The sequence below is a fragment of the Peribacillus phoenicis genome (genome assembly GCF_047238085.1).
Lineage (GTDB): Bacteria > Bacillota > Bacilli > Bacillales > DSM-1321 > Peribacillus.
In genome coordinates, this window is sequence record NZ_JBDFMF010000001.1 from 3,901,446 (window position 1) to 3,924,010 (window position 22,565).

The 22,565-nt window shown below is 40.4% G+C and carries 22 protein-coding genes and 1 other annotated feature; of the genes, 10 read left to right on the top strand and 12 right to left on the bottom strand.

What is annotated here, in order from left to right; all coding sequences use genetic code 11:
* Positions 1 to 152: 152 nt before the first annotated feature.
* On the bottom strand, positions 153 to 809 hold the full coding sequence (locus tag ABC374_RS19135) for a phosphatase PAP2 family protein (RefSeq protein ID WP_413019435.1): 657 nt from the start codon (positions 807 to 809) through the stop codon (positions 153 to 155).
* Between the two features lie 227 nt (positions 810 to 1,036).
* A complete protein-coding gene (locus ABC374_RS19140; protein WP_413019436.1) occupies positions 1,037 to 2,386 on the bottom strand; it encodes an amino acid permease in 1,350 nt (449 codons plus the stop codon).
* Between the two features lie 60 nt (positions 2,387 to 2,446).
* Positions 2,447 to 2,683, bottom strand: a binding site (T-box leader).
* Positions 2,684 to 3,068: 385 nt separating this feature from the next.
* Here ABC374_RS19140 and ABC374_RS19145 point away from each other — a divergent pair.
* Positions 3,069 to 3,446: a hypothetical protein gene (locus tag ABC374_RS19145; protein ID WP_350299892.1), complete on the top strand. Its 378-nt coding sequence runs from the start codon at positions 3,069 to 3,071 to the stop codon at positions 3,444 to 3,446.
* Positions 3,447 to 3,840: 394 nt separating this feature from the next.
* Here the strand turns inward: ABC374_RS19145 and ABC374_RS19150 are convergent, their stop codons facing one another.
* Positions 3,841 to 4,074, bottom strand: coding sequence for a hypothetical protein (locus tag ABC374_RS19150; RefSeq protein ID WP_350299893.1), 234 nt, complete (start codon positions 4,072 to 4,074; stop codon positions 3,841 to 3,843).
* Between the two features lie 200 nt (positions 4,075 to 4,274).
* Between ABC374_RS19150 and ABC374_RS19155 the strand changes: the two genes are divergently transcribed.
* Positions 4,275 to 5,438 (top strand): MFS transporter, encoded by a 1,164-nt coding sequence (locus ABC374_RS19155; RefSeq protein WP_350299894.1) that lies wholly within the window; start codon positions 4,275 to 4,277, stop codon positions 5,436 to 5,438.
* Positions 5,439 to 5,923: 485 nt separating this feature from the next.
* Here ABC374_RS19155 and ABC374_RS19160 read toward each other — a convergent pair whose 3' ends face one another.
* From ABC374_RS19160 to ABC374_RS19185, 6 genes are all read right to left on the bottom strand, one after another.
* Positions 5,924 to 6,562, bottom strand: coding sequence for a response regulator transcription factor (locus ABC374_RS19160; protein WP_413020397.1), 639 nt, complete (start codon positions 6,560 to 6,562; stop codon positions 5,924 to 5,926).
* A complete protein-coding gene (locus tag ABC374_RS19165; RefSeq protein WP_413019437.1) occupies positions 6,555 to 7,601 on the bottom strand; it encodes a sensor histidine kinase in 1,047 nt (348 codons plus the stop codon). Before ABC374_RS19165 ends, ABC374_RS19160 begins: the two co-directional genes overlap by 8 nt.
* Complete coding sequence (gene liaF, locus ABC374_RS19170) at positions 7,598 to 8,344, bottom strand: cell wall-active antibiotics response protein LiaF (RefSeq protein WP_350299896.1); 747 nt, start codon at positions 8,342 to 8,344, stop codon at positions 7,598 to 7,600. Before liaF ends, ABC374_RS19165 begins: the two co-directional genes overlap by 4 nt.
* A gap of 157 nt (positions 8,345 to 8,501) precedes the next feature.
* The gene (locus ABC374_RS19175; protein ID WP_137018631.1) at positions 8,502 to 9,137 is read right to left on the bottom strand and encodes a PspA/IM30 family protein; all 636 of its coding nucleotides are present in this window, start codon (positions 9,135 to 9,137) and stop codon (positions 8,502 to 8,504) included.
* A 19-nt stretch (positions 9,138 to 9,156) separates the two neighbouring features.
* Entirely contained in the window at positions 9,157 to 9,504 is a 348-nt protein-coding gene (locus ABC374_RS19180; RefSeq protein ID WP_063232490.1) for a lmo0954 family membrane protein, read from the bottom strand.
* A gap of 718 nt (positions 9,505 to 10,222) precedes the next feature.
* On the bottom strand, positions 10,223 to 10,837 hold the full coding sequence (locus ABC374_RS19185; RefSeq protein WP_350299897.1) for a TetR/AcrR family transcriptional regulator: 615 nt from the start codon (positions 10,835 to 10,837) through the stop codon (positions 10,223 to 10,225).
* Positions 10,838 to 11,008: 171 nt separating this feature from the next.
* Here ABC374_RS19185 and kynU point away from each other — a divergent pair, with 171 nt between their 5' ends.
* The 7 genes from kynU to ABC374_RS19220 all read left to right on the top strand — a co-directional run bounded on the left by kynU (position 11,009) and on the right by ABC374_RS19220 (position 18,099).
* The gene (gene kynU, locus ABC374_RS19190; RefSeq protein WP_350299898.1) at positions 11,009 to 12,286 is read left to right on the top strand and encodes a kynureninase; all 1,278 of its coding nucleotides are present in this window, start codon (positions 11,009 to 11,011) and stop codon (positions 12,284 to 12,286) included.
* Between the two features lie 89 nt (positions 12,287 to 12,375).
* Positions 12,376 to 13,797, top strand: coding sequence for an amino acid permease (locus ABC374_RS19195; protein WP_413019438.1), 1,422 nt, complete (start codon positions 12,376 to 12,378; stop codon positions 13,795 to 13,797).
* A 60-nt stretch (positions 13,798 to 13,857) separates the two neighbouring features.
* On the top strand, positions 13,858 to 14,703 hold the full coding sequence (gene kynA / locus ABC374_RS19200; RefSeq protein WP_413020398.1) for a tryptophan 2,3-dioxygenase: 846 nt from the start codon (positions 13,858 to 13,860) through the stop codon (positions 14,701 to 14,703).
* 39 nt (positions 14,704 to 14,742) lie between these two features.
* On the top strand, positions 14,743 to 15,369 hold the full coding sequence (gene kynB, locus ABC374_RS19205) for an arylformamidase (protein ID WP_413019439.1): 627 nt from the start codon (positions 14,743 to 14,745) through the stop codon (positions 15,367 to 15,369).
* A 164-nt stretch (positions 15,370 to 15,533) separates the two neighbouring features.
* Positions 15,534 to 16,166, top strand: a complete 633-nt coding sequence (locus ABC374_RS19210; protein WP_413019440.1) for a LysE family translocator — start codon at positions 15,534 to 15,536, stop codon at positions 16,164 to 16,166.
* A gap of 750 nt (positions 16,167 to 16,916) precedes the next feature.
* Positions 16,917 to 17,579, top strand: a complete 663-nt coding sequence (locus tag ABC374_RS19215) for a hypothetical protein (RefSeq protein ID WP_350299901.1) — start codon at positions 16,917 to 16,919, stop codon at positions 17,577 to 17,579.
* 175 nt (positions 17,580 to 17,754) lie between these two features.
* Positions 17,755 to 18,099: a hypothetical protein gene (locus ABC374_RS19220; protein WP_350299902.1), complete on the top strand. Its 345-nt coding sequence runs from the start codon at positions 17,755 to 17,757 to the stop codon at positions 18,097 to 18,099.
* A 97-nt stretch (positions 18,100 to 18,196) separates the two neighbouring features.
* On the opposite strand, the gene ABC374_RS19225 is transcribed toward ABC374_RS19220, so the two are convergent.
* Positions 18,197 to 19,048: an MBL fold metallo-hydrolase gene (locus ABC374_RS19225; RefSeq protein WP_413019441.1), complete on the bottom strand. Its 852-nt coding sequence runs from the start codon at positions 19,046 to 19,048 to the stop codon at positions 18,197 to 18,199.
* 131 nt (positions 19,049 to 19,179) lie between these two features.
* A complete protein-coding gene (locus ABC374_RS19230; protein ID WP_413019442.1) occupies positions 19,180 to 20,607 on the bottom strand; it encodes a phospholipase D-like domain-containing protein in 1,428 nt (475 codons plus the stop codon).
* A gap of 222 nt (positions 20,608 to 20,829) precedes the next feature.
* Between ABC374_RS19230 and ABC374_RS19235 the strand changes: the two genes are divergently transcribed.
* Positions 20,830 to 21,276, top strand: coding sequence for a hypothetical protein (locus ABC374_RS19235; protein WP_413019443.1), 447 nt, complete (start codon positions 20,830 to 20,832; stop codon positions 21,274 to 21,276).
* Between the two features lie 496 nt (positions 21,277 to 21,772).
* On the opposite strand, the gene ABC374_RS19240 is transcribed toward ABC374_RS19235, so the two are convergent.
* The gene (locus tag ABC374_RS19240) at positions 21,773 to 22,333 is read right to left on the bottom strand and encodes a peptidoglycan-binding domain-containing protein (protein WP_413019444.1); all 561 of its coding nucleotides are present in this window, start codon (positions 22,331 to 22,333) and stop codon (positions 21,773 to 21,775) included.
* Between the last annotated feature and the right edge of the window lie 232 nt (positions 22,334 to 22,565).

The window sequence follows — 22,565 nt, forward strand, 5'->3', positions numbered from 1 at the left end:
TTTTCCTCCTCTCCACTGTTACATTAGGTTAAAAACATAATACCATATATGATTTAACATAAATATCCAATTTTTTGATTGAAACAAAAAAAGCCACTGTAACATATCAGCTCATGGGAGCGAATATTCTTACGGTGGCTTTTTTCATATGGTCACTTTTTAATTTGCCTTGCTGTGTAATGATTGGCCTGAAAAGCCGATAGCGCTTGGAACGTATACTGGACAGCTGCATATACCCCACATGCAAGGAGTATTCCAGCGAGTACATCCAATACAGCATGCTGTTTCGTAAAAAGCGTGGAGAGGATGATCAGTGTTCCGAATGCAGTGACACTGGCATACTCCCATTTGTGCTGTTCTTTCCGCTTATGGGCGACGATCATCATGATGAATGTGGTCAGTACATGTATGCTGGGAAGGCAGTTGACAGGTTGATCATGACTATAGATGAATCGCATTAACTGGGCAAAGATATCATTGCCCACCACTTCTGGACGCGGAACTGTCGTTTGCCAAAGGCAATATACAAGAAAACAGAGAAGCTTCCCCGATATCAAACTGCCTAACCCTACGAAATAGTGCTTTCGGTCAACAAAACAATAGTAAATCAGCAATCCATAAATATACGGATACCAAAGTAAATAAGGAACGGCAAATTCTTTAATAAAGGGAATCTCCCCATCTATTATAGTCGTAACATCGACAGCATGACCTGAAGATTGATTGATGATTGAATAGATGGAACTAGTAATCACCAAAAGTATTAAATAATATAACGGGTGAAAGGATAGTATGGTATTGTTTTTCATAGCTCGCTCCGGCTTTCAATATATTGGTTTTTTTCCAAAGATTATTATACAACATTTTTCACTAGATTAACTCTTTAATTGCTAAAGTTAATGATTCCCATGAACTAGTAAAATGGATATCTCTTACTTTTCATCCGACCAAGAATGCATAACAAAAGCCATGGCATATACCACGGCTTGATACGAAACTTATATGCGAGAAGGCAAAAGTGCTAACTCTGCCATCTCTAGATTTTGTTATGTCGTTTTTTCCATACAAACGTTAAGGAAATGAAGATGTAGATGCAAAGTGTAATGACCGTAACGATTATGGAAGTCGTGAAAATGATTCCGATCAGGATCGTTATTAAAGCGATGATCGCAGCCCAAGTCGTATACGGGAACCATTTTACCGAATAGGCACTTGTTTTTCCGGACTGTTGTTTACGTGATTTCAAATGGGCGAAAGCAATGATCAACCAGATGAATAATACGGTATATCCCAGCGAACCCATTAGGAAATCGAAGGTCTTGCTTCCAGCAAATAAGGAAATCAATACACCGCCATATAAAGCGGAAGTACACATTAATATTGCGGGAACAGGTACTTTCTTCTTGGATAAACGGGAAAAGATTTTCGGAACGCGACCATCCACGGCTTGAGTATACAGAACGCGGGATGAACCATACAACCCGGAGTTCATCGATGAAATGATCGCTAATAGAACTACGGCGTTCATGATATGGTCGGCACCTGGAATACCGATCATTTGAAAGACCATTACAAACGGACTTTCCTTCACCCCGTTTACTTCGTTCCAAGGAATTAAGCTAACGATGATGAAAAAAGGAATGATATAGAAAGAAATGATCCTGACCAATGTACTGCGAACGGCTTTTGGAACCACTTTTTCAGGATTTTTCGTTTCTGCTAATGTAACCCCGATGATTTCCGTACCGCCATATGAATAGATTACCACCAGCATCGCCGTGATCAAACCTGTCGATCCATTCGGAAAGAAACCGCCATGTTCGGTCAAGTTAGAAAAACCGACCGCTGTATGATCACCAAAAGTAACGAGCAGCAACAATAATCCAGCCATGATGAACACAATGATGACCGTAATTTTAATTAAAGCAAGCCAGTACTCCGTTTCAGCAAAAACCTTTACCGACAGCAAGTTAACCGCAGTAACTAAAACCGAAACAGCTAATGCCAGTATCCAGATTGGATATCCGGGCAGCCAATATTGAATGAAAATCGCCGCAACCACTGATTCGGCCGCGATATTCAATACCCACATTTTCCAATAAATCCAATCCAGGAAATAGGCAGGATACTTTCCTAAGATCGATTGGACCAAATCCCTGAATGTTCGTGCACCGCTATTGCGGACCGCCATTTCAGCTAAACCTTGCATGATGAATAATAGGATGATGCCTCCTATCAAGTACGCAATGATTACGGAAGGGCCTGCCATATCAATGGCTGAACTGCTTCCTTTAAATAAACCTGCCCCGATGGCACCGCCTAATGCCATCATCGTAATATGCCTTGAAGTCATTGTCCTCTGTAAATTCCGTTTGTCCGTTTCCATATCCTTACCTCCCAAAAAATCAAAAAAAGCATATCGTCTCTTCCTTCATAATCAAATGAAGAAAGAGACGATATGCCTTAAGCTTACCGCGGTACCACTCTTATTGGCTCTTTTTAGAACCCTGCTTTAAAAACCTTGTAACGAAGGTCAATCGTTAAAACAAAAGAATGGAATCATTCCTATCTTTCGCTTCACCACTCCCAGGCAAGTTCAAAGTATCATTGGACTGCGTTGCACCAACCCGCAGCTCTCTTCACCGAATAATGAGCTTTTACTACTCCTGTTCATTGCGTTTAAAAAATTATATCTGAATATTTTTAATAATATCCAATACTATACGGACTCAAAGTAAATTTGTCAATAACTTTCTTAGGATAATATTTTCAAAGAAACAAATTAGGGGAAATCAACGTGTGCCAGCTATTACGATCTTGTGAGGATGAGTGGTTCTATTTCCATTTATCGGCAAACACAAGCGATAAGACTGGTTGCTACGGCAGCTTATCTGTTAGAAATGTATCATGAGGTCACCTCCTTCCCCGTCTATAATTAGATGGAAAAGCAAAAACGTGACCTTCTTCCTGCACTCGGTTACCTCTATATTTTTCCATATATTCAATGTTATAGTATTTATATAGGAAATAAATCTAACGAATAACTTACTATCTGTTTGGAGGACATAATGAAAAAAACGTTAATTATTATGATTTTTTTATTATCTGTTTTGGTTGGGTGTAGTAACGGTGATAAATACATGAAACTTTCTGGGGAGAGCGATCATTGGAAAGGAGAGTATGTTGCAACCGCTACCGAAGATTCGGAAAATGGAACCTATACTTTTAAATATAAAGATGTAGCCAGCGATGTATTTTTCAAGACTTTGGAGATTTCAATTAATGATGGTGAAACTAAGCAGAATGAAACAAACCATGAAGGACCAACCATTGATATATCGACTGCATGTAGCGGGTGTTCAGTTACTAATGAAAGTATTCCTATAAATGTAACAATCAAATGGGATGGTAATACAGAAATCTTTACTTTAGAGCAAAGCAAATAAAAAGAGGGCGTATTTTGCCCTCTAGCCCAAATTAATTCCCTTTGTTTACGAGTGCAGCTAACATCTGAACTAGATCACCGAAATAAGTAGCCAACGTATAAGCAATGACGAAAAAGCTTCCCGCAATAACAACTAATGACACCGTTCTAATTAGCTCAAATTTCTCTGGGTCAATTTTAACAAATTCATTTTTATATAATTATAGACTAAATACCCTCTAATATCCTAACTAACAAAATGGAACCGATAAATCGGAATGACGGCGGCTTTTAAAGGTTTTTTTCATCAATAATTCCGGCTGGAAAAAATCCACAATTAACACAGCTCCTGTTTTACCTAATCAAAGCAATATTTTCAAATAAGCTTCTCGATTTTCCGAGACTCTCCTAAACGATTAAAATTCCATCCCTAACCAGGATGCAGCCACCATCAGAACCCCAACGACAATCACTATAACCGGTCCTACAACAATTAATCCAAATAGCAATGAGACTACTGCATCCAGGAAGATTCGAAATGGTCCTGCTTTTTCCTTTTTATTCTGTTGCTCCGTTAATAAGTCTTCAAGATGAACGACTTTTTGCTTCAATTCCTGCAACTCTTGAATCACTTTTGTGTCTTGATTCATGAAATACCACCCTCTTCAATTAACAATAAGTGTTAACTCTATCATTTAAATCCATTTTTTAAAAGTGAAATTTAACCTCGAAACCAAATCTATTTTCATCCATAAAATTAAAACTATTTTTTCAAATTCTGTCATCAATGATACAATAACAGGGTTGAAAACAATCCATTCTATAGAACACGTGAGGTATCATACTTTTTATGAAAGCATTACGATTATTAAAGAGTTTTAACTTTTTATATTTTGGACTGCTTGCCATTTTCATTCCGTTTCTCCCAGTCTATCTGGCTGATCAAGGTTTGCGTCCAGCCCAAATTGGATTCATCGTCGGTACAGGAGGTTTTGTCACCCTCATCACCCAGCCTTTATGGGGAATGATCAGCGACAAAACAAGGACTATACGAAAAGTCCTGTTGTTACTCATCTTTTTCTCGAGCGTAATCGGTTATTTCCTCTATGATTCAAGCAGTTATCTTCAGCTCATCCTGTTTGCCATGCTGCTATATTTCTTTCTGATGCCGATCGATCCCCTGACGGAAAGCCTCAATTTTACGATTGCAGAGAAATCCGGGATCAGCTACGGCTCCATCCGGACATATGGTGCATTGGGTTATGCGGTCATATCGCTAATCACCGGCTATGTTATGTCATATTTCGGAGCGAACAGCCTTGCCTTCCTTTTTGCGGGCATAGGTTTGATCAGTTTCATTGTCAGCTGGATGATGCCTGATGCACCCGTTTCAGGAAAACCTGTCACCTTAAGCAGCCTTAAGCATTTTTTCAGCAATAAAGAGACGCTACTCTTTCTGTTATTGGTCTTTATCTGTGCTGTTCCAGCAAGGATGAACGATACTTTCCTCGGAGTGTATATCCGGGAACTTGGAGGAAGTGCCAAGCTTGTAGGCTTGACCTGGTTCTTAGCGGCGGGAAGTGAAATCGTTGTGTTCGCCCTAAGCTTCTGGTGGCTTCGCAAGGGTAAGGAAATCATCATCATTTCGTTTGCAGCAGCGTTTTTCTTTATCCGTTATTTCGTCTCTGCATGGATTACCGATCCACAGCTATTAGCTTATTTGCAAGTCATGCAGCTATTGACTTTCCCGATTTTCTACTCGGCGGCCATCCAATATCTGTATCGGATCGTTCCGGTGGAATGGCGTGCCACAGGCCAGACCGTACTGGCGCTGCTATTCTTCGGGGTTTCGGGAATCATTGCTTCTTATATAGGCGGAGCCATATATGGGGCTTACGGCGGGAAGACCCTTTACTTGTTCATTTCCTCCATCTCCTTTATGGGAATGGTATTCGCTTTGGTTCTTTATCGGATATACGGAAAGAGGCTCGATACCGCAGAGGAAGCTGTATAATTAAAAAACGGCATAAAAAAGAGCATGTTTTGATCAAAACATGCTCTTTTTGTATTCAGTTAGCGAAATAAAGGGGCAACCGTTAACATTAGCACAGAAAAGCAAAGCAGTATAGTAGTTGTCCTGTTTGAGAGTTTTACTTGTTTGCCATTTTTATAGAACCCTGAAAATTGAAGCCGGTTTTTATAGAGTACAAAAAGTAATGGAAAAATTGCCATACCAACAATCCACCCGCCCGTGGTATTCTCTACGGTTATACCAAAAATCGCATAGATTGAATTAATGATGAACCCAATTATCATTCCTATAACAAAAATAATGATGATTATACGAAATAATTCTAAGATAACTCTTAACATCATTTCACCTGCCTTTTTCCCGTTATCCAAAAAGGCTGCAATCAGCAACCTTGAAAGTACTTTACAGGATGGGATATTCCCCTAAATATAACAAAGTTTCCTCTATTGGTAAATAGACGCTCTTTACTACTCTTCTTGAACGAGCGAATGCTTAAATGCGTAAATCACTGCTTGCGTGCGGTCCTGCACGGCAAGCTTACTTAATATATTGCTGACATGTACTTTGGCTGTTTTCAGGGCTATGTATAGTTCATCCGCAATCTCCTGATTCGTTTTTCCTTGTGTCATCAGCAGCAAGATTTCCATTTCGCGGTTTGTCAATTGATCATGAAGCTGGGTAACCTTTGGGCGACGCAGCTTTTCCATCATTTTTCCCGTCACTTCAGGTTCAAGTACGCTTTGCCCCTGGAAAGTGGAACGGACGGCTCTCGCAATCTCGCTGGCCTTTGATGTTTTCAACATATAGCTCGTCGCTCCGGCTTCCAATGCCGGGTACACTTTTTCATCATCCAGGAAGCTTGTCACAATGATGATCTTTGCTTCTGGCCATTTTTCGATAATTCGTTTCGTTGCTTCTATGCCGTCCATTTCCGGCATCACCAAATCCATCAAAATGATATCCGGACGCAATTCCATTGCCAGTTCGACAGCTTTCAAGCCATTATCCGCTTCCCCTATCACTTCGATATCCGACTGTGCGGATAAATACGCCGATACCCCTATCCTTACCATTTCATGGTCATCGACAAATAATACTTTAATCATCATGATCACCTCCAGCATTTAATAATGGGATTTTCACTTCAAGTTTCGTTCCTTTATTCAGAATGCTTACAAGTTGCATCGTTCCGCCTAATTCAACAGCCCGTTCATGCATGTTTTGCAGACCATATGATCCCGTTTTCGACTCCTCGACGTTAAAACCGATGCCGTCATCCGTTATTCGTAAAATGATCATCCCATCACGAACGATCAATAGCACTTCAAGCGAGTTTGCTTTTGCATGTCTAAGTGTATTGGAAATCGATTCTTGTAAAATCCGAAACAGATGGTCCTCAATCCCCTTATCCAGAGTGACAGGCTCCATCTTCCAATTTATATCCATCGTCACTTTTTGGGCCAATTCCAAAAGGAGCTCTTTCATTCCTTCATGTAAAGATTTTCCCTTTAATGCAACAGGTCTCAAGTGAAGCAATAACGCCCTCATCTCAAGCTGGGATTGATGGATCATTTCTTCCACTACCTTGAATTGTTTCATTTCCGTTTTTTCCATATCGGATTGTGATTCGGTGATGGCCGACATGAACATCGAAGCGGCAAACAATTGCTGGCTTACCGAATCATGCAGCTCCCGCGCCAAACGGTTTCGTTCCTGGGAAACGATTTCCTGGATCTGTTTCTCCTGATCAACGGCCTTTTCATTCGCCATTTTTTGCGATAATTTTGTCTGCTCATTGATTTGCTTATGGATCAGTTGCATCCGTTCCGCCATTTTAGCCATCTCTTGGACTGGATACGTTTCCTGTTGCGAAGGTAAGCGACCCTGTTCAAGTAAATGCAGCCCTTCATCCACCCTTTCGAGCTGCCTCTTCCAAAACATTCCCGAAACGACTCCATAAATCAGCCCTACCGTCATGACAAGGCTTGGCAGGAATATGACGAAGGGTAATCCCATGACCACTTTCTCCCACAATAAACTCCAGTCGGATAAAGGGAAGATGAAGAAAACCGTCGCCGGCAAGGTGAGGGAAAGAACGAAAGCAACACCAAGGGCAGTCAATATCTGACGTGTCAGTATGCTCATATCCGCTTCACCTCTAAATCCCCAACTAAGATTGAAGTGATGATATGAACCTTGTGATCCGTTTCATTGAACCCTTCCGTTTGGTAGGAATAAATTTGATTAAAGACCCTGGATTCAGGCTTATTTTCAAAGATCCGCGCTCTGCCTGCAATGACAGAATGATGGACCCTGATTTCGATGCCATACGGGACAAGCACAGTGATATTGCCAATGATATTCCTGATGGAAATGACAGCGTCGCCTTTCGGTAAAATCGTTTTGCTTAAATCGATAACCGTATCACCGACCCCGCCCTGAACATTCACGGAATTCCATTCATATACATGTTCGGCCGTTTGTTGATGACCGAACAACTTATTTTTAAATAGATAATCGGTTTTCAGCAATCGTTCCTTATTGATCCGTTCTTCGTCAGAATCATCATTGGTTAAAATGGGACTAACCCAATCAGGATTCTTTTTGGACTGATAATATAAAAGCAAAAGATAAATGAGGATCGCCATTAGGAAAAATCTAAAGACGAACATATTCAAGACTGTGATGATAAGAGAAATCAGCCCTATAAAAAATAGGATTTTCCCGATTGTCCGTTTTGTGAATTTCCTGCCTAAATAGATACATCCTATTGAAAAAGCGATGGAAAAAAGGAGACCTCCACCCGTAAATGAAATCTCTAAAAAAAGCAGGACGACTCCGATGAGAAGTATCCATCCCATATAGTCCGTCTTCATCTTGTTCAACATCGGTTCGCCTCCCCTGTATATGATCATGATATTCTTAAAAGGCACAGGAACCCGTGCCTTTTAAGAATACCATGAAATTATCTCGTTCTGACAGCCTGTTTTCCCCCGCCCTCCATTCCAAAAGACCAGGGGATAACAGCGATGCCTTAAAAAGTCTTTACGCTTCTTTCTGTTCCAATTCTTTTTCAAGCTGGACAATCCTGGCATCGATCGTATGCCGATTATAATCTGTATGAACCTGGTGCTCGATGCGATCGATATAATGCTCCATTTCTTCAAACATCGCTACCGGTTTGGCTTCGGAACTGCCCCCGTCCAAAACCCGATTGATCCGGTTGTTTGCCCGGGCAATATTTTCCCTGCCCATCAGTTCCAACCGCTTTAGATGCATATCCTTCAGCTTATGTTTCATTTCTTCATATTTCCGCTCCAGTTCAGCTAACTGAACCTCTGCACTTTTATGCGCCTCTTTCAAACTTAGCGCCCGATCTTCATAGTGCAGGCTTTCCTTGACGGCAAATTCCATTAAATCGGTTTCTCCCGACTGCTTGGCGATCTCAGCCTGATGCTTACGTTTTTCAGCCAGATTTTGCGCTTGATTATATTCACGCGTAAATTCTTCTTTCAAAAGATATTGACGTTCAAGCAACTTACCGACCTTTTCTGTCTCCTGCTCACATTGACGCAAATATTGATTTAACATCCCAATTGGATTTTTTTGCTCCTTTTTATCCAACAAGTCGTGAAAATCAGCCGAAATCGTTTGTTTCATTCTTGAAAATAAATTACCCATTCCAATTCCATCCCTTCTATTAGTTCTTATTCAACTCTTTCCACTCTCTTTCAAAATTTGAGAATGGGTCATTTTCTTTCGATGATGCACTTTCATCATTTTCATTCCATTTTTTATAAACCAGGTAAAGAACATAAGCTGCCACCAGTCCCAATATTGCCGGGATATGGGAAATAGAAACGATCAGCACGATAATGGAGACTGATCCCCACGCAATCTTCGCCCCTGTCGATTCGGACTTCATGAACTGCTTGAATCCAAAGTATAGGATCGCCAAGCAAATCGCCAGGCTGATCAGTGGACCAACGTTCGCCAGTAACAGGAAAAGTGCGATCAGTCCTACAATAAATAAACCAAATTTCTTCATTGTTTTCGTCCTCCTTTCTATGTTTATATCTTATCTACTTTTACAAGTTCGTATAATGAGCCTTAGCTATATTTTCTAGTAAGACTTAAGGCGTAGACGCTGTAAGTCCGATGCTAATGAGGGTGTTTATTAGTGTGTTTGGGCGGTTTACTCGGGAATTCTGCGGTTTTACTCGTAAGTTTGGGCACTTTACTCGTAAGTTTACGCTTTAACCGTGAGTTTTAGCAGTTTACTCGTGTATTCTGCGGCTTTACTCGTGAGTTTGGGCACTTTACTCGTGAGTTTGGGCACTTTACTCGTGAGTTTTGCTGTTTTACTCGTGAGTTTCGGTACTTTACTCGGGAATTCTGCGGTTTTACTCGTGTGTTATGGCGGTTTACTCGTGTATTCTGCGGTTTTACTCGTGTGTTTAGGCGGTTTACTCGTGAGTTTGGCGGTTTACTCGGGAATTCTGCGGTTTTACTCGTAAGTTTACGCTTTAACCGTGAGTTTTAGCAGTTTACTCGTATATTCTGCGGCTTTACTCGTGAGTTTGGGCACTTTACTCTTAAGTTTGCGCTTTACTCGTGAGTTTGGGCGGTTTACTCGTGAATTCTGCGGTTTTACTCGTGAGTTTCGGTACTTTACTCGTGAATTCTGCGGTTTAACTCGTGAGTTTTGAAATAAAAAAAATCTTCCGATTGGATATAAGCGGAAGATTGGTGAATTGTCATTATCATTACACATACAAACCTTCAACGTAAACTGAGGTTATGGTTTGAGAAATTTCTTCTACAGAACTTTGGTGTTCGTTTCTGACGATTTCCCACAGATACATTTCATTTGTGAAAAACCACCCTCTTGCCACAAGCTCATGGTTTAGTTCAGCTCTTGCCAGCCCATTTTGCTGTGCGTAGGCGACGTCCTTTGATATTCGCTGAATGAACTTCATGCGGATCGCTTTCCATTTATCTGAAATAATGGTTGATATCCCGATGGCCTGTTCGAAAACCTGCATCATATTGCGTTCAGCTTCTGCCATTTTCAAAAATGCATTAGCTTGTCTGTTTATGATATGTTTTGCTTCGTCTTTTGATTTTGGAAAGAAAGAGGTCTCGGCAATTTCATAGAATTGCTCCATTACATTCTCCATTAATACAATTAACAGATCCTCTTTCCCTTTAAAATGAACATAGGCCGTTCCATAACCGATGTTTGCCCTTTTGATCATTTGGGAAATAAGCGCAGCTTGATAACCTTCTTCAAGAAATGTTTCCTTTGCAGCTTCCAATAACTTTTGTCGTGTCATGATCGAGCGTAAGTGCCGTTTATCCCCTACTTTGCCATTCTCCATGCTTATTCCTCCCCTTATCTTCTAGCATAAAGGATTTCCATAAAATAAAAAACATTTGTTGGAAAGATTGATTCAATGTTTATAATTTTCTGAATTAACTTATTGACATCATGTCATATTCTTTGGTACGATTCTCCTAGAATTTTAAAAAACTAAAATAGGAGGATGATTATGGTTTCTGAATATACATTGGATCACGCTAAACAAATGGATGAGAATGATGCGCTTAAAGGTTTTCGAGAAGAGTTTTATTTAAAGCCGAATTCCATCTATATGGATGGGAACTCATTGGGGCTTCTTTCGAAAAGGGCTGAACGCACTCTTCTGGAGTCTTTGGAAGATTGGAAAGAGCATGGGATTGATGGATGGACGCAAGGGAATCACCCATGGTTTTTCATGGCTGAGAAATTGGGCGAGAAGATGTCCCAATTGGTCGGAGCTTCTCCCGAGGAAGTTATTGTAACCGGCTCCACAACTGTAAATCTGCATCAGCTTGTAGCTACTTTTTATAAGCCCCAAGGAATGCGCAGAAAAATTTTGGCTGATGAATTAACCTTTCCGACTGATATTTATGCTCTTCAAAGTCAGCTGCGTACACATGGATATGATCCGGAAACCGATCTAATCCGCGTGAAAAGCCGTGATGGGCGATTTCTTGAAGAGGATGATATTATCGAAGCAATGACCGATGACATCGCTTTGATCATCTTGCCAACGGTCCTGTATCGCAGCGGTCAAATACTGGATATGAAACGATTGACTGATGAAGCTCATAAAAGAGGAATTGTAATCGGATTTGACGGATGTCATTCCATCGGTGCCATCCCGCATTCATTCAGCGAATGGGATGTGGATTTTGCGTATTGGTGCAATTATAAACATTTAAATGGCGGCCCTGGTGGTGTTGGCGGTTTATATGTAAATCGAAAACATTTCGGAACGATGCCTGGATTGGCTGGATGGTTCGGCTCCAAAAAAGATAAACAATTCGATATGGAACATACCTTAACACCAGCTGAATCAGCAGGTGCGTATCAAATTGGCACGCCGCATGTGTTAAGTTGTGCACCTTTGATTGGGTCTTTGGACATTTTTATAGAAGCTGGAATTGAGAATATTCGCGAAAAATCCCTGAAAATCAATCAATATTTAATGGATTTAGTCGAATTCGAATTGGAAGACATGGGATTTTTCATTGGAACTCCTAGAGAAGACATCCGCCGCGGAGGTCATGTAAGCCTCGAGCATAAAGAAGCTGCACGGATATGCAAGGCATTGAAAGAGAACGGTGTCATTCCAGATTTCCGAGCACCTAACATCATTCGTCTCGCTCCGGTTGCACTATATACTTCCTACGCAGAAGTTTGGGAAGTTGTACAAATACTCAAGAAAATCATGTCAGAAAAACAATATGAAAAATTCAAGAATGAGCGTGAAGTGGTCGCATAACATGGAATTCCGCCAGATGGGGCTCATCCCTCAAATGGTTAGTTAATTAGGGCAGGATAAAATCTTTTTTGATAAAAAGGGGATGAACTATGGAGAACAAAAATACTCAATTGAACTTTAAAGATGAGCCAGAAAAAGGATTAAAACGTGAGCTGGAAACAAATCAGCTTTCCATGATCGCAATGGGCTGTGCCATCGGGACAGGTTTATTCCTTGGCAGCGGGCTTGCCATTCAAGCGGCAGGGCCAAGTGTATTGCTGAGCTATGCACTCGGGGCGTTCGTCGTTTTACTGTTGATGGGCTGTTTAGCCGAAATGACGGTTGCCCATCCTACTTCCGGATCTTTTGGGGCCATTGCTGAAAAGTACATGTCTCCAATGGCAGGCTATCTTGTTCGCTATTCTTATTGGATTGCCAATGTTTTGGCTGTCGGGGTTGAAGTAAGTGCAGTCAGCGTGTATATGAAATATTGGTTTCCGACCGTGCCGGGAATCGTATGGATTTTGCTGTTTGCAGGTGCCCTGATTTATGTAAATGCTACTAGTGTGAATACATTCGCTACATTTGAGTATTGGTTCTCCTTTATTAAAATAAGTGCCATTGTTGGTTTTATCCTTCTTGGAGCCTATGTACTATTCGGTTCATCCGATCAGCCGCATATAGGACCTGAGAACTTTGTAAATGAAGGCGGTTTTTTCCCATTTGGCTGGTGGGGAATGTGGGTGGCCGTATTTATTTCTTTATTCAGCTTTCTCGGAACCGAAATGATAGCGGTTACATCAGGGGAAGCAAAAGATCCTGATGCAGCAGTTCCAAAAGCATTAAAAGCGACCGTGTTCCGTTTGTCCACCTTCTATGTGTTGACAATCGGCATCATGTTGATGATCGTTCCGTGGAAAACGGCTGGGATCGAGGAAAGTCCATTCGTAAAAGTAATGGAAATCTTGAACATTCCTGGTGCATCCGGGATCATGAACTTCATTATTTTAACGGCCGCTTTATCTGCCATGAATGCCCAGCTCTATGCTTCAACACGTATGATGTTTTCATTAGCCCGCGGAAAGCATGCACCTAGCTTTTTAGGAAAGTTAAACAAAAGGGGCGTTCCGGGAAAAGCACTTGCTGTCTCTACAACGGGGATTTTCATTGCTGCAGGCGTTCATGCGTTACTTCCTGGTTCATCCTATGCATTCATGATGGGGATTTCCATGTTCGGTGCTATGTTCACATGGCTCATGATCTTCATTTCCCACTTGTTTTTCAGGGTTAAATGGGAGAAAACCGGCGGTCGCAAATTACCTGTAAAGATGATCGGTTTTCCCTATTTAACGATACTAGGAGCCCTTCTTCTATTCAGCTTAATGATTACAACATGGTTTACAGATTTCAAGATCATGCTTCAATTCGGGATACCTTGGTTACTATTTTTAGCTGTTGCTTATTCAGTTTCAAAAAGAAAAAATATTAACCATAATGTAATGGAAGAACCTCTGGAAAAGAAGATAGAATAGAATGACGGAATAAATAGTTTTTTGCATATGGAAAAGTGAGGAGATAGCAGAATGAAGAATATGGATAACAATGAACAAACAATAACGGGTCTAGAGAAAGAAATTCAAACCGACTTTCAAAAATCGATGTCCTACGGAGATTATCTCCACCTTGATAAGATTTTAACCAGTCAACATAGATGTTCCGATCATCATGATGAAATGCTATTCATCATTATCCATCAAGCGAGTGAGCTATGGATGAAGCTCATTTTACATGAGTTGACTGCAGCAACTGAGTCCATCCGCCAAAACAAGTTGGAACCTTCGTTTAAAATGCTGTCGCGCGTTTCGAGGATCCAGCAGCAATTGATCCAGTCATGGAATGTCCTTTCAACTTTAACACCGGCTGAATACATGGAGTTCAGGGATAAACTGGGACAATCTTCCGGATTCCAATCTTATCAGAATCGTTTGATTGAATTTGCATTAGGAAACAAAAATGTCCATACGCTATCAGTCTATCAGCATCAAACGGATTTATACGAGCAAATGCAGCAGGCCCTTCATGAGCCAAGTATTTATGACGCGGCGATTAATGCACTTGTGGCGCGCGGATTACCTATTGATCAAGAAGCCCTCAGCAGGGATTGGTCACAAAGATATGAATCAAATGCCAGTGTAGAAGAGGCATGGCTGACAGTTTACCGCGATGTTGAGCAATATTGGGACTTATATGAGCTGGGCGAGAAGTTAGTGGACATTGGCCATCAACAGCAATTATGGCGTTTTAATCATATGACCACAGTAGAAAGGATTATTGGTAATAAACAAGGAACTGGCGGATCATCAGGTGTAACGTATTTAAAAAGAGCACTGGATCAACACTTTTTCCCAGAACTATGGAGTCTAAGAACGAAGCTATAAGATATTCAAGAAACAGCCGGAAGAAATGGAGGTAAATGCATGGGGACATGGATTGATATTTCACAACGTCTGGATGATAACGTTGCAGTCTGGCCTGGAGATACACCTTTCTCTTATAAAGTAAATTGGAGTAAAGAAGAAAGTGGATCTGTCAATGTAGGTCAAATCAATATGAGTATCCATACCGGTACCCATATTGATGCACCTTTTCATTTTGATGATGATGGAAAAAGAGTGATTGATTTGGATCTCGATTTATATATGGGAAATGCCCGAGTTATCCATTTACTAAACAAGACAAGCATCGGAGTCAATGAATTATCCAATATTGATCTAACAGGCGTTACCCGTCTGTTAATTCGGACGGATGCATGGAGGGATCGAAGTGTGTTTCCACAAACCATTCCTCATATCCAGCCAGAATTAGCGGCATATCTTTCAGAAGTCGGCGTCCGCCTTATTGGACTTGATTTACCATCAGTAGATCCACTGGATAGTAAAGAGCTATCTGCCCACCATGAACTTGCCGAACATGGCATTCACATTTTGGAAGGACTTGTATTAGACGGTATCGGACCGGGTAATTATGAGCTGGCAGCCCTCCCTCTTCCATTAGTTGAAGCAGATGGAAGTCCGGTACGTGCTGTGTTGAAAAAGTTACCCTAACAAAATTTTTCAAAAAAACGAGCCAGATCAAAAAATGATTTGGCTTGTTTTTTTATTGCCTCCTTTCTATTGAGGTAATCATTAACTATCAAATTTATCTCCCTAAACCAAGTGTATCTATGTTATAATTTTCAGAATTCATCACTAAGAGTGGAGGTCCGAATATGGAAAACTTTTATTTGTTCATCATCATGTGCATCCTTCTCATCATCTTACCCGGTCCAGATACAGCAATAGCCACAAGGAACACTGTTACCGTGGGGACTTCGGGAGGTTTTAAAACGATGTTCGGCACATGCTGTGCCCTGCTTATTCATACATCAGCTGCCGTGTTCGGACTTTCAGCAATCATTGTGAAATCCGCTTTATTATTTTCCATCTTCAAATATGTCGGTGCCGTTTACTTGGTATATCTAGGCTTCAAGACCCTATGGGGATTAAGGAATAAGCAAGTGGCCGCAGCGGCGGAAACGACGGTCAAAAGCAAGTACGAAAACCAGTCATGCTTTAAGCAAGGGTTCCTTACCAATCTGCTGAACCCTAAAGTGGCCGTCTTCTTTTTAACGTTTCTGCCTCAGTTCGTGAATCCGGGGAATGATACGTTTTTACCGTTCCTGATCATGGGCATGACGTATACCGTTTTAACTGCGTTCTGGTTTGTATTTTATATCTATCTGCTGAACCAAATCAGTGCTTTTATGAAAAAGCCTAGAACCCAAGCGATATTCGAGGGGATAACCGGGACGGTTTTGATTGGTTTCGGGATAAAGCTAGCTCTGGAAAAAGCTCATAATTAATCTGAACTGCAGATGTAGGGATATAGGTCCTTGCTGAGTTATGTCACAATACATGTTTTGATACCTCAAAATGGTCATTAGCAAATTTCCGAGACTTAGACGAAAGTTGGGAGAAGCAGCCTAAATCGAGGAATGCGAATTAAGCCGAAAGGGATAAGCCCCTTTTGGCTATTTATCGTGGAAACAAAAAAAGAACCTCAAGAGAGATTTATAAGTTTACTTCACTATTTTCCCCTCGTCATCGAACAACAGTATGTACGGTTTACCAGAATTCCAACATTTGCATTGAATATAAGATACAAAATATAAACTCCCCTAAGGGAGCCTTAGCAAAATCCAATTTTTCCTAATCCACGTTTTCCTTCCATCTTCAAATCTTACTATGTAATACCGATCATTACCGATACCAACAATTCGACCAGGTTGATGACTATTCCATTTGTTCTTTGCCTTTCCAACAAATACGTGTTTATTAATAAGACCAAAATCATAATAAATTCCCCCTTTATATATATAGGTGGATTTTATTCTATTAAACTAAAACGGTTTAAGGGTCTAGCCTATAAAAATTTATATTTTTCATTTTTATTGCTAACCGCTTATGAAATAGATAAATAAAAAAACTCCCTTAAGGTAGCTTTTTAAATCCTTTGGTCATTCAATTGTTTGTTTAGGGTTGTCCAAACATATTGGGGAATTTATGCATTTATTAATCATGTGGGAATTTTATAAACAAAAAGGATGAATGCTGTGTCAAAGAATAAAGATAAGAAAACCAGTAAGAATAAGAGGCAAAAATCCAGTAAGAATAACAGTCAGAGTACTCGGTATACGACCGATGTTTGTGTTTTCATTTTAGGTAACGCTGCTGAAGTAAGAGAAGAAGATATAAGAACACAATTTAAATACGCCAGTGACATATGGGGAATTTATTTTCGGCCTAACATTTGTGATTTAAGAACTAGAGAAGGCGCACGGAAGTGTGGTTTGAAAGCTGATGCCACCATAGCAAGGATCTTCGTACCTTTGCAGATGAGGCAACGGGAGAAAGTTTTTAGAGCCTTAAGAAAAGGTAATTGTGGCCGTCAAACTGGACTTGCTGTGTTTTACATTAATGCACAAGACCTTAAAGATGGAAAGGCTATTGGTAACGTCAGCTGGGATAATAAAGGAACTCTGGGCAATATCGTCATGACATATGATACATTCCAACAAAAAAATATTGATATCTTAGCTCATGAATTCGGACATGCCTTGTTAGTCAATGCACGTCATTTAAATGACAAAAGCAACATTATGTATCCCTCTGGAACAATAATCGTACCACCAATCTCACAAAGACAACTAAGGGCTATGACTACCTCCAAACAAAGAGCAAAAGCCTATAAAAGACCTTATATTTATAGAATTTAAAAAGAAGCCCTTTAGAAATGATGAATCCTCACTCGCGATACATGTACAAGCTATATGAAACTCCCCTAAGGGAGCTTTTTCATTTTAGTAATAATGAACGGGTCCAGAAATAAGGCTATAAATGTTACAATATAAAAAAGCATAATTTGTTATTTTTATACAGGGAGGTAAAGAAATGAAAACTATTGAAGTTAGGAAAACAAAGGATATCGGATTAGGTTCCCTTTCTTTCGCGCTGTGTTTAATCGGAATATTGTTTACCATTCAATTTGGCGATAAACCTTGCATTGGAGATAATATTTTAAATAATATCGGACTAAGCGCCTGGTCAAATGGAGATTCAGGTATTCATTATACAATGTTCTATTCGGCTATATTTTTCATCCCTTCCTTTATCATTGGTCATATGCATCCCGATAATAGAGGAGCAAAAGCAGGAAAAATTATATCAGGTTTCCTATCAATTCTTATTGTTTCAGTACTATTAACGATTATTATCGATTTGGTGTGGGGACCATGAATGAGCTTGTGAGCACTGTTGCGGAAATAGGCCAAATTAAAGGGTATGAGCCCAGTATTACCGACCTCATACCCCAAGCCAACCCTATGGTGTTCAATCACTCAAAGTAACCATTCACGAAAAATCCAATTGTTTCAAGTTCGTCCTCAGTTAGATCCCGCTTTAGTTCATTAGCCAGTTCCTGCTCCATTAAAGCTCGGTTTCCCCGGTGTTCGACCACCGCTCTGGCACATTCTTTCATTAGCTTAAGCTCAGCCTCCATTTCCAGTCTTGTGCAGGGCTTATCATGATGGGAAAGTATGTATGTTTCGGCATCATAGGCTTCAATTTTCTTAATGAGCATCGAAGCCTGTTCAGCCGTATAATTCCATTTTTCAGCATAAAGATTGGCATAAAGGCAGTCTCCCAGAAATAGTGTTTTTTCCTCTTGTACATAGATGATGCAGGAATCTTTGGCATGATCGCCGCCTACATGTTCAATGACACAGGTTATATTGCCGAGATCGATCGTCATCGTTTTTTCAAAGATGATATCGGGCAGGGGAAAGGTAATCTCTCTATTCGTCCCATGTTCCAATTTGATTGCATCAGCGCAAAAGGGAATCTCCGTCCCTTCTTCGACCCGTTGATCAAGGTCCTGATCTTCCCATGAAAGCTGCTGCATATCTTTAATGTCGGTGTATGTTTTTTCCTGACAAATGACCGGAATCCCGATATTCTCCAGTCCGAATACATGGTCCCAGTGTGAATGGGTAAGAACGAGGAAATTCCCGCTTATATCATTCCGAAGCAATTCGTCCTTAAAGAGCTGGGCATGCCGGACAGAGTTACCGGCATCGATGATGAGCGTTTTCCTCTGTCCCGTCACGGCGGCAAGTACCGGGCGATCCGTTTCCTGAACTGACGGCAGGTAGACAATATGTTTCGATAGATGTTGTAATGTTTGCATGTTTTTATTCTCCTTATGATAGTTGTGATTAGCTTGCTCAAGTATAGCAAATTACACATGTATTCATAAGATAATCTCCGCGAAAGGCTAAAAAGACAACAATCACCGTGATTGCTGTCTTTCGTCATCATTCAAATGAACCTATTCCAATATACCGTGATTTTCGAGAGGGCATTTAAAAAGGTGGCTTTAAAAAAAGACTCTTCCCTTTTCTGATCTTCTGGCGGTTCTATATATTTTTTATTGTCGGCAACGAGTGTACTTTTTGAGATTTTCGATTCGATGGCCCCTATCAACTGTGCCGCAAATGCTTCACTATCAATGAGCACCATCGATTCCGTATTCAAAAAGGCAGATCGTGAATCCAAATTATAGGAACCTACTGCACTTAATCGTCGATCATAGACAACCGATTTACCATGCAGAGAATAGGGCTTTGAATACTCATAAAGCCTTGCCCCCGTCTCAACGATACTATCCCTAAGCGCCAAGTAACCAGAAAAAGCGATCATATTCGGGGTTGATGCCGCCGAGTTGGTAAGTATCGTCCAATCAGCCTTTGTATCCATTTGCTTCGGTACATATTCCTTCAAGGCATCCGCAGGAACAATATAGGGACTTTGGATAAATACCGATTGATTGGCGTTCGCAGCTATATCCAATAGAGATCTCCACACAATAGGGTGTTTGTTGAAACGTTCGATTGGATTATGAATGAAGGACACTTTTTTAGTAGGTGTTGTAGCCTTGCTCCAATCGACGACTGGGTTCACGAAATCGATTTCAGTGCGTAAAGCTTTTCTGTATTGTTTCGCTAATGCATCTCTTTCACGTTTACCTTTTTCCGTTTGCCTTTTCGAGAGGTCCGAAAAAACATCACTCGTATACGGATGATTCCATAATTCATTCAAATAGTCCTTCATTTGAACGATTACACTATCTTTCTCCTCTTTAGCATTGAAAATGAGAACATCCCTATCATAGACAAAATTCTTCGGCGGCTTGCTTGCTAAGTACTTATCGGCAATATTCCTCCCGCCGATTATGCCTAACTTTCCATCTACAGTGATGATTTTATCATGAAGGCGATTATGCCAGGTCCCCGGCTTAAATGGCTTAAAGGTTTCGTAATATCTTAATTCAATGTTTTCATGCCCAGCCAATGCATAACGGGCACTGCTTAATTGACCTCTGAGTCCATGAGATATCCCATCCAGAAGGACTCGAACTTTGACACCTCGGTCAGCCGCATCAATCAAGGCTCCAAGAAAAAGCTCGGTTGTTTTGCCTTTTCCAAAAGCATAGTAGGCGATATCGACTGAATGCTGGGCTTCCTGGATCATTCGCATTCGGGCGAGTCCCGACTCATAACCGTCCTCGAAAAGCAGAACACGATCCACGGTGGCTTCCCTTTCTCCCATATATTCACTTACCTGTTTAATCGGCCTGTTTTCTTCTTTTTCTGTTTTAGGGAAAAGAACAACAGCCGTCACCACTACATAAAGGACATATAATAGAAGAACGAGCAGAAATCCTTTAATTGCCGTTTTTACAGTCATTGAGCACTCCCCCCCCTTTGAGCGATATTTTATTACTATTCGTAATATGCAAAGACTCTATTCAACATCTGCAGCTTGATAAAGCTGACTAGTTATCGAGCGGTGCCATTTACCCATCTGCTTGATTCCGGGTGGTACTTGGAGCATTTATTTTCCTTTTAAATGTGACAAAGTGGTGAACATGAAAGCAGTTGCATAATATGATATAGAAGGAGGGATTTCATGCTTAAACAACCTGATAGAATAAGTATCTTCAATTATTGTTTTGCATTAGGCGTATCAGAAGTATTCTTTTTATCCAGCTTTTATCTTTCCATTCTTGACGTTTCATTATTTGCGATCGCTTTACCATTTTCCGCTTTATTTCTAATGTACTCTTTGTACCTATTCCTTCGAACGCACAAAGCAGTAAAGACCTTATCCAACCAAGATGAAAAAAGAAGGGAAATTCATGCATTCTATCATCAATCTTTCGGGATTTTCACGATCATTTTTTTCACTTTACTCTTTGTTGCTTTAGCCTATATTCCCTTACTGGACAACGGAGGGCATTACTATCTTTTTTATTGTTTACCGATGGCCTTGCTTTGTATGATTCCTTCGATTGTATCTTATAAAGGAATGAAATCATTTAAGCTGGAAGCCGGCAGGAATTTAACGAAAATCTAAGAATCAGTGCTCCCCCCATGTTTTTTAGTTGAATGTATCGGCAAAATGAGGATATAATAATGATAACTAACAAATAAAAAAAGACACTGGTTAAACCAGCGTCTCAATGAACAGCAAACTGCATAAAGAGCAGCGGCTTTCTGTGGTAAGTCAGTTGCTACTCGATCATGAAAGTAACCCTTTTCCTACATACATCTGGCCGGATGGTATGGAGGGGGTTACTTTTTTAATGTAACCGCGATTATTGCGACGATTAATGAGGCGAATGAAATCATTAGCATCAGTCCGTCCATAATAGAAATCACCAGCGACACCCCCTTTCTGAAAAGGAGTGACCGCTGCCCACTATACCAAATTGCTGTCCATTTACTATTATATCTGTATTTACTTGTTATTTATAGCCAAAAATAGATGTATTTAGTCTTCTTATTATATCCAAGATTTACATAAAAAAAATCCCACTAAAAGTGAGAACATTCTTTGCATGTATACCCCTTTATTGTTCCACTACACGGCCATCTTTATAAATGTGGAACCAGCCAATCGTTCCTGTGCCCCCTTGATCCATCCAATCTTTATTAGCCGCTTTATAGTTGTAATATGATTTTCCTTTGCCATCTTTCAGCAATCTGCCATCACCGCTGAATACGATGTTGTTACCCAGCTTCTTCTTCCCTAACGCGATTGCGTCTTTCTCCGTGAACTGTCTTCTTTCCACCTTATTTTCATCTAAAGCAGCCCATGTCTTCGGTCCGACGATACCATCTGAAGCTAAGTTATGATCCACTTGAAACTCCCTTACCACATTTTGTGTTTGGGTACCGAAAATCCCATCAACGCCTACATTATATTTAACATCTTTAAGGCTTTGCTGTAAGTCTCTTACATAACTCGAACGTGAGCCTTTCCTGAGGGTCGGGCGTGTTTCCGCCTTCGTTTCGATTTTCTGGATTTGACTGCCCTTTGATGCTGCGTGGGTAATTGAAGTTCCCGTTCCTAGAGGGGCCAACATCAGGGCAACTGTTGGAATCATGACCAATAAATTTTTCTTCAACACATAAAACCTCCATTCATATGATTACTCCTGCAGGTTTCTGACACTTCCCTTGGAGCCCATTCATTATAACGTATGGAGTTATATTATTGGTGTTTTATTACTTTAATTATAAAAAATGGTAAATATTATCCACAGGAAGTATATTACCGAAAAGGAATCCCAATATTGACAATACACTGTCCTCATACAGGCTTTATTCATATATATTGACAGTAATCATGATTTGATCGAA

Coding starts and splice junctions, on each gene's coding strand:
- ABC374_RS19135 (WP_413019435.1), bottom strand. CDS start 809: ATGAAAAACAATACCATACTATCCTTTCACCCGTTATATTATTTAATA.
- ABC374_RS19140 (WP_413019436.1), bottom strand. CDS start 2,386: ATGGAAACGGACAAACGGAATTTACAGAGGACAATGACTTCAAGGCAT.
- ABC374_RS19145 (WP_350299892.1), top strand. CDS start 3,069: ATGAAAAAAACGTTAATTATTATGATTTTTTTATTATCTGTTTTGGTT.
- ABC374_RS19150 (WP_350299893.1), bottom strand. CDS start 4,074: ATGAATCAAGACACAAAAGTGATTCAAGAGTTGCAGGAATTGAAGCAA.
- ABC374_RS19155 (WP_350299894.1), top strand. CDS start 4,275: ATGAAAGCATTACGATTATTAAAGAGTTTTAACTTTTTATATTTTGGA.
- ABC374_RS19160 (WP_413020397.1), bottom strand. CDS start 6,562: ATGATTAAAGTATTATTTGTCGATGACCATGAAATGGTAAGGATAGGG.
- ABC374_RS19165 (WP_413019437.1), bottom strand. CDS start 7,601: ATGAGCATACTGACACGTCAGATATTGACTGCCCTTGGTGTTGCTTTC.
- liaF (WP_350299896.1), bottom strand. CDS start 8,344: ATGTTGAACAAGATGAAGACGGACTATATGGGATGGATACTTCTCATC.
- ABC374_RS19175 (WP_137018631.1), bottom strand. CDS start 9,137: ATGGGTAATTTATTTTCAAGAATGAAACAAACGATTTCGGCTGATTTT.
- ABC374_RS19180 (WP_063232490.1), bottom strand. CDS start 9,504: ATGAAGAAATTTGGTTTATTTATTGTAGGACTGATCGCACTTTTCCTG.
- ABC374_RS19185 (WP_350299897.1), bottom strand. CDS start 10,837: ATGGAGAATGGCAAAGTAGGGGATAAACGGCACTTACGCTCGATCATG.
- kynU (WP_350299898.1), top strand. CDS start 11,009: ATGGTTTCTGAATATACATTGGATCACGCTAAACAAATGGATGAGAAT.
- ABC374_RS19195 (WP_413019438.1), top strand. CDS start 12,376: ATGGAGAACAAAAATACTCAATTGAACTTTAAAGATGAGCCAGAAAAA.
- kynA (WP_413020398.1), top strand. CDS start 13,858: ATGGATAACAATGAACAAACAATAACGGGTCTAGAGAAAGAAATTCAA.
- kynB (WP_413019439.1), top strand. CDS start 14,743: ATGGGGACATGGATTGATATTTCACAACGTCTGGATGATAACGTTGCA.
- ABC374_RS19210 (WP_413019440.1), top strand. CDS start 15,534: ATGGAAAACTTTTATTTGTTCATCATCATGTGCATCCTTCTCATCATC.
- ABC374_RS19220 (WP_350299902.1), top strand. CDS start 17,755: ATGAAAACTATTGAAGTTAGGAAAACAAAGGATATCGGATTAGGTTCC.
- ABC374_RS19225 (WP_413019441.1), bottom strand. CDS start 19,048: ATGCAAACATTACAACATCTATCGAAACATATTGTCTACCTGCCGTCA.
- ABC374_RS19230 (WP_413019442.1), bottom strand. CDS start 20,607: ATGACTGTAAAAACGGCAATTAAAGGATTTCTGCTCGTTCTTCTATTA.
- ABC374_RS19235 (WP_413019443.1), top strand. CDS start 20,830: ATGCTTAAACAACCTGATAGAATAAGTATCTTCAATTATTGTTTTGCA.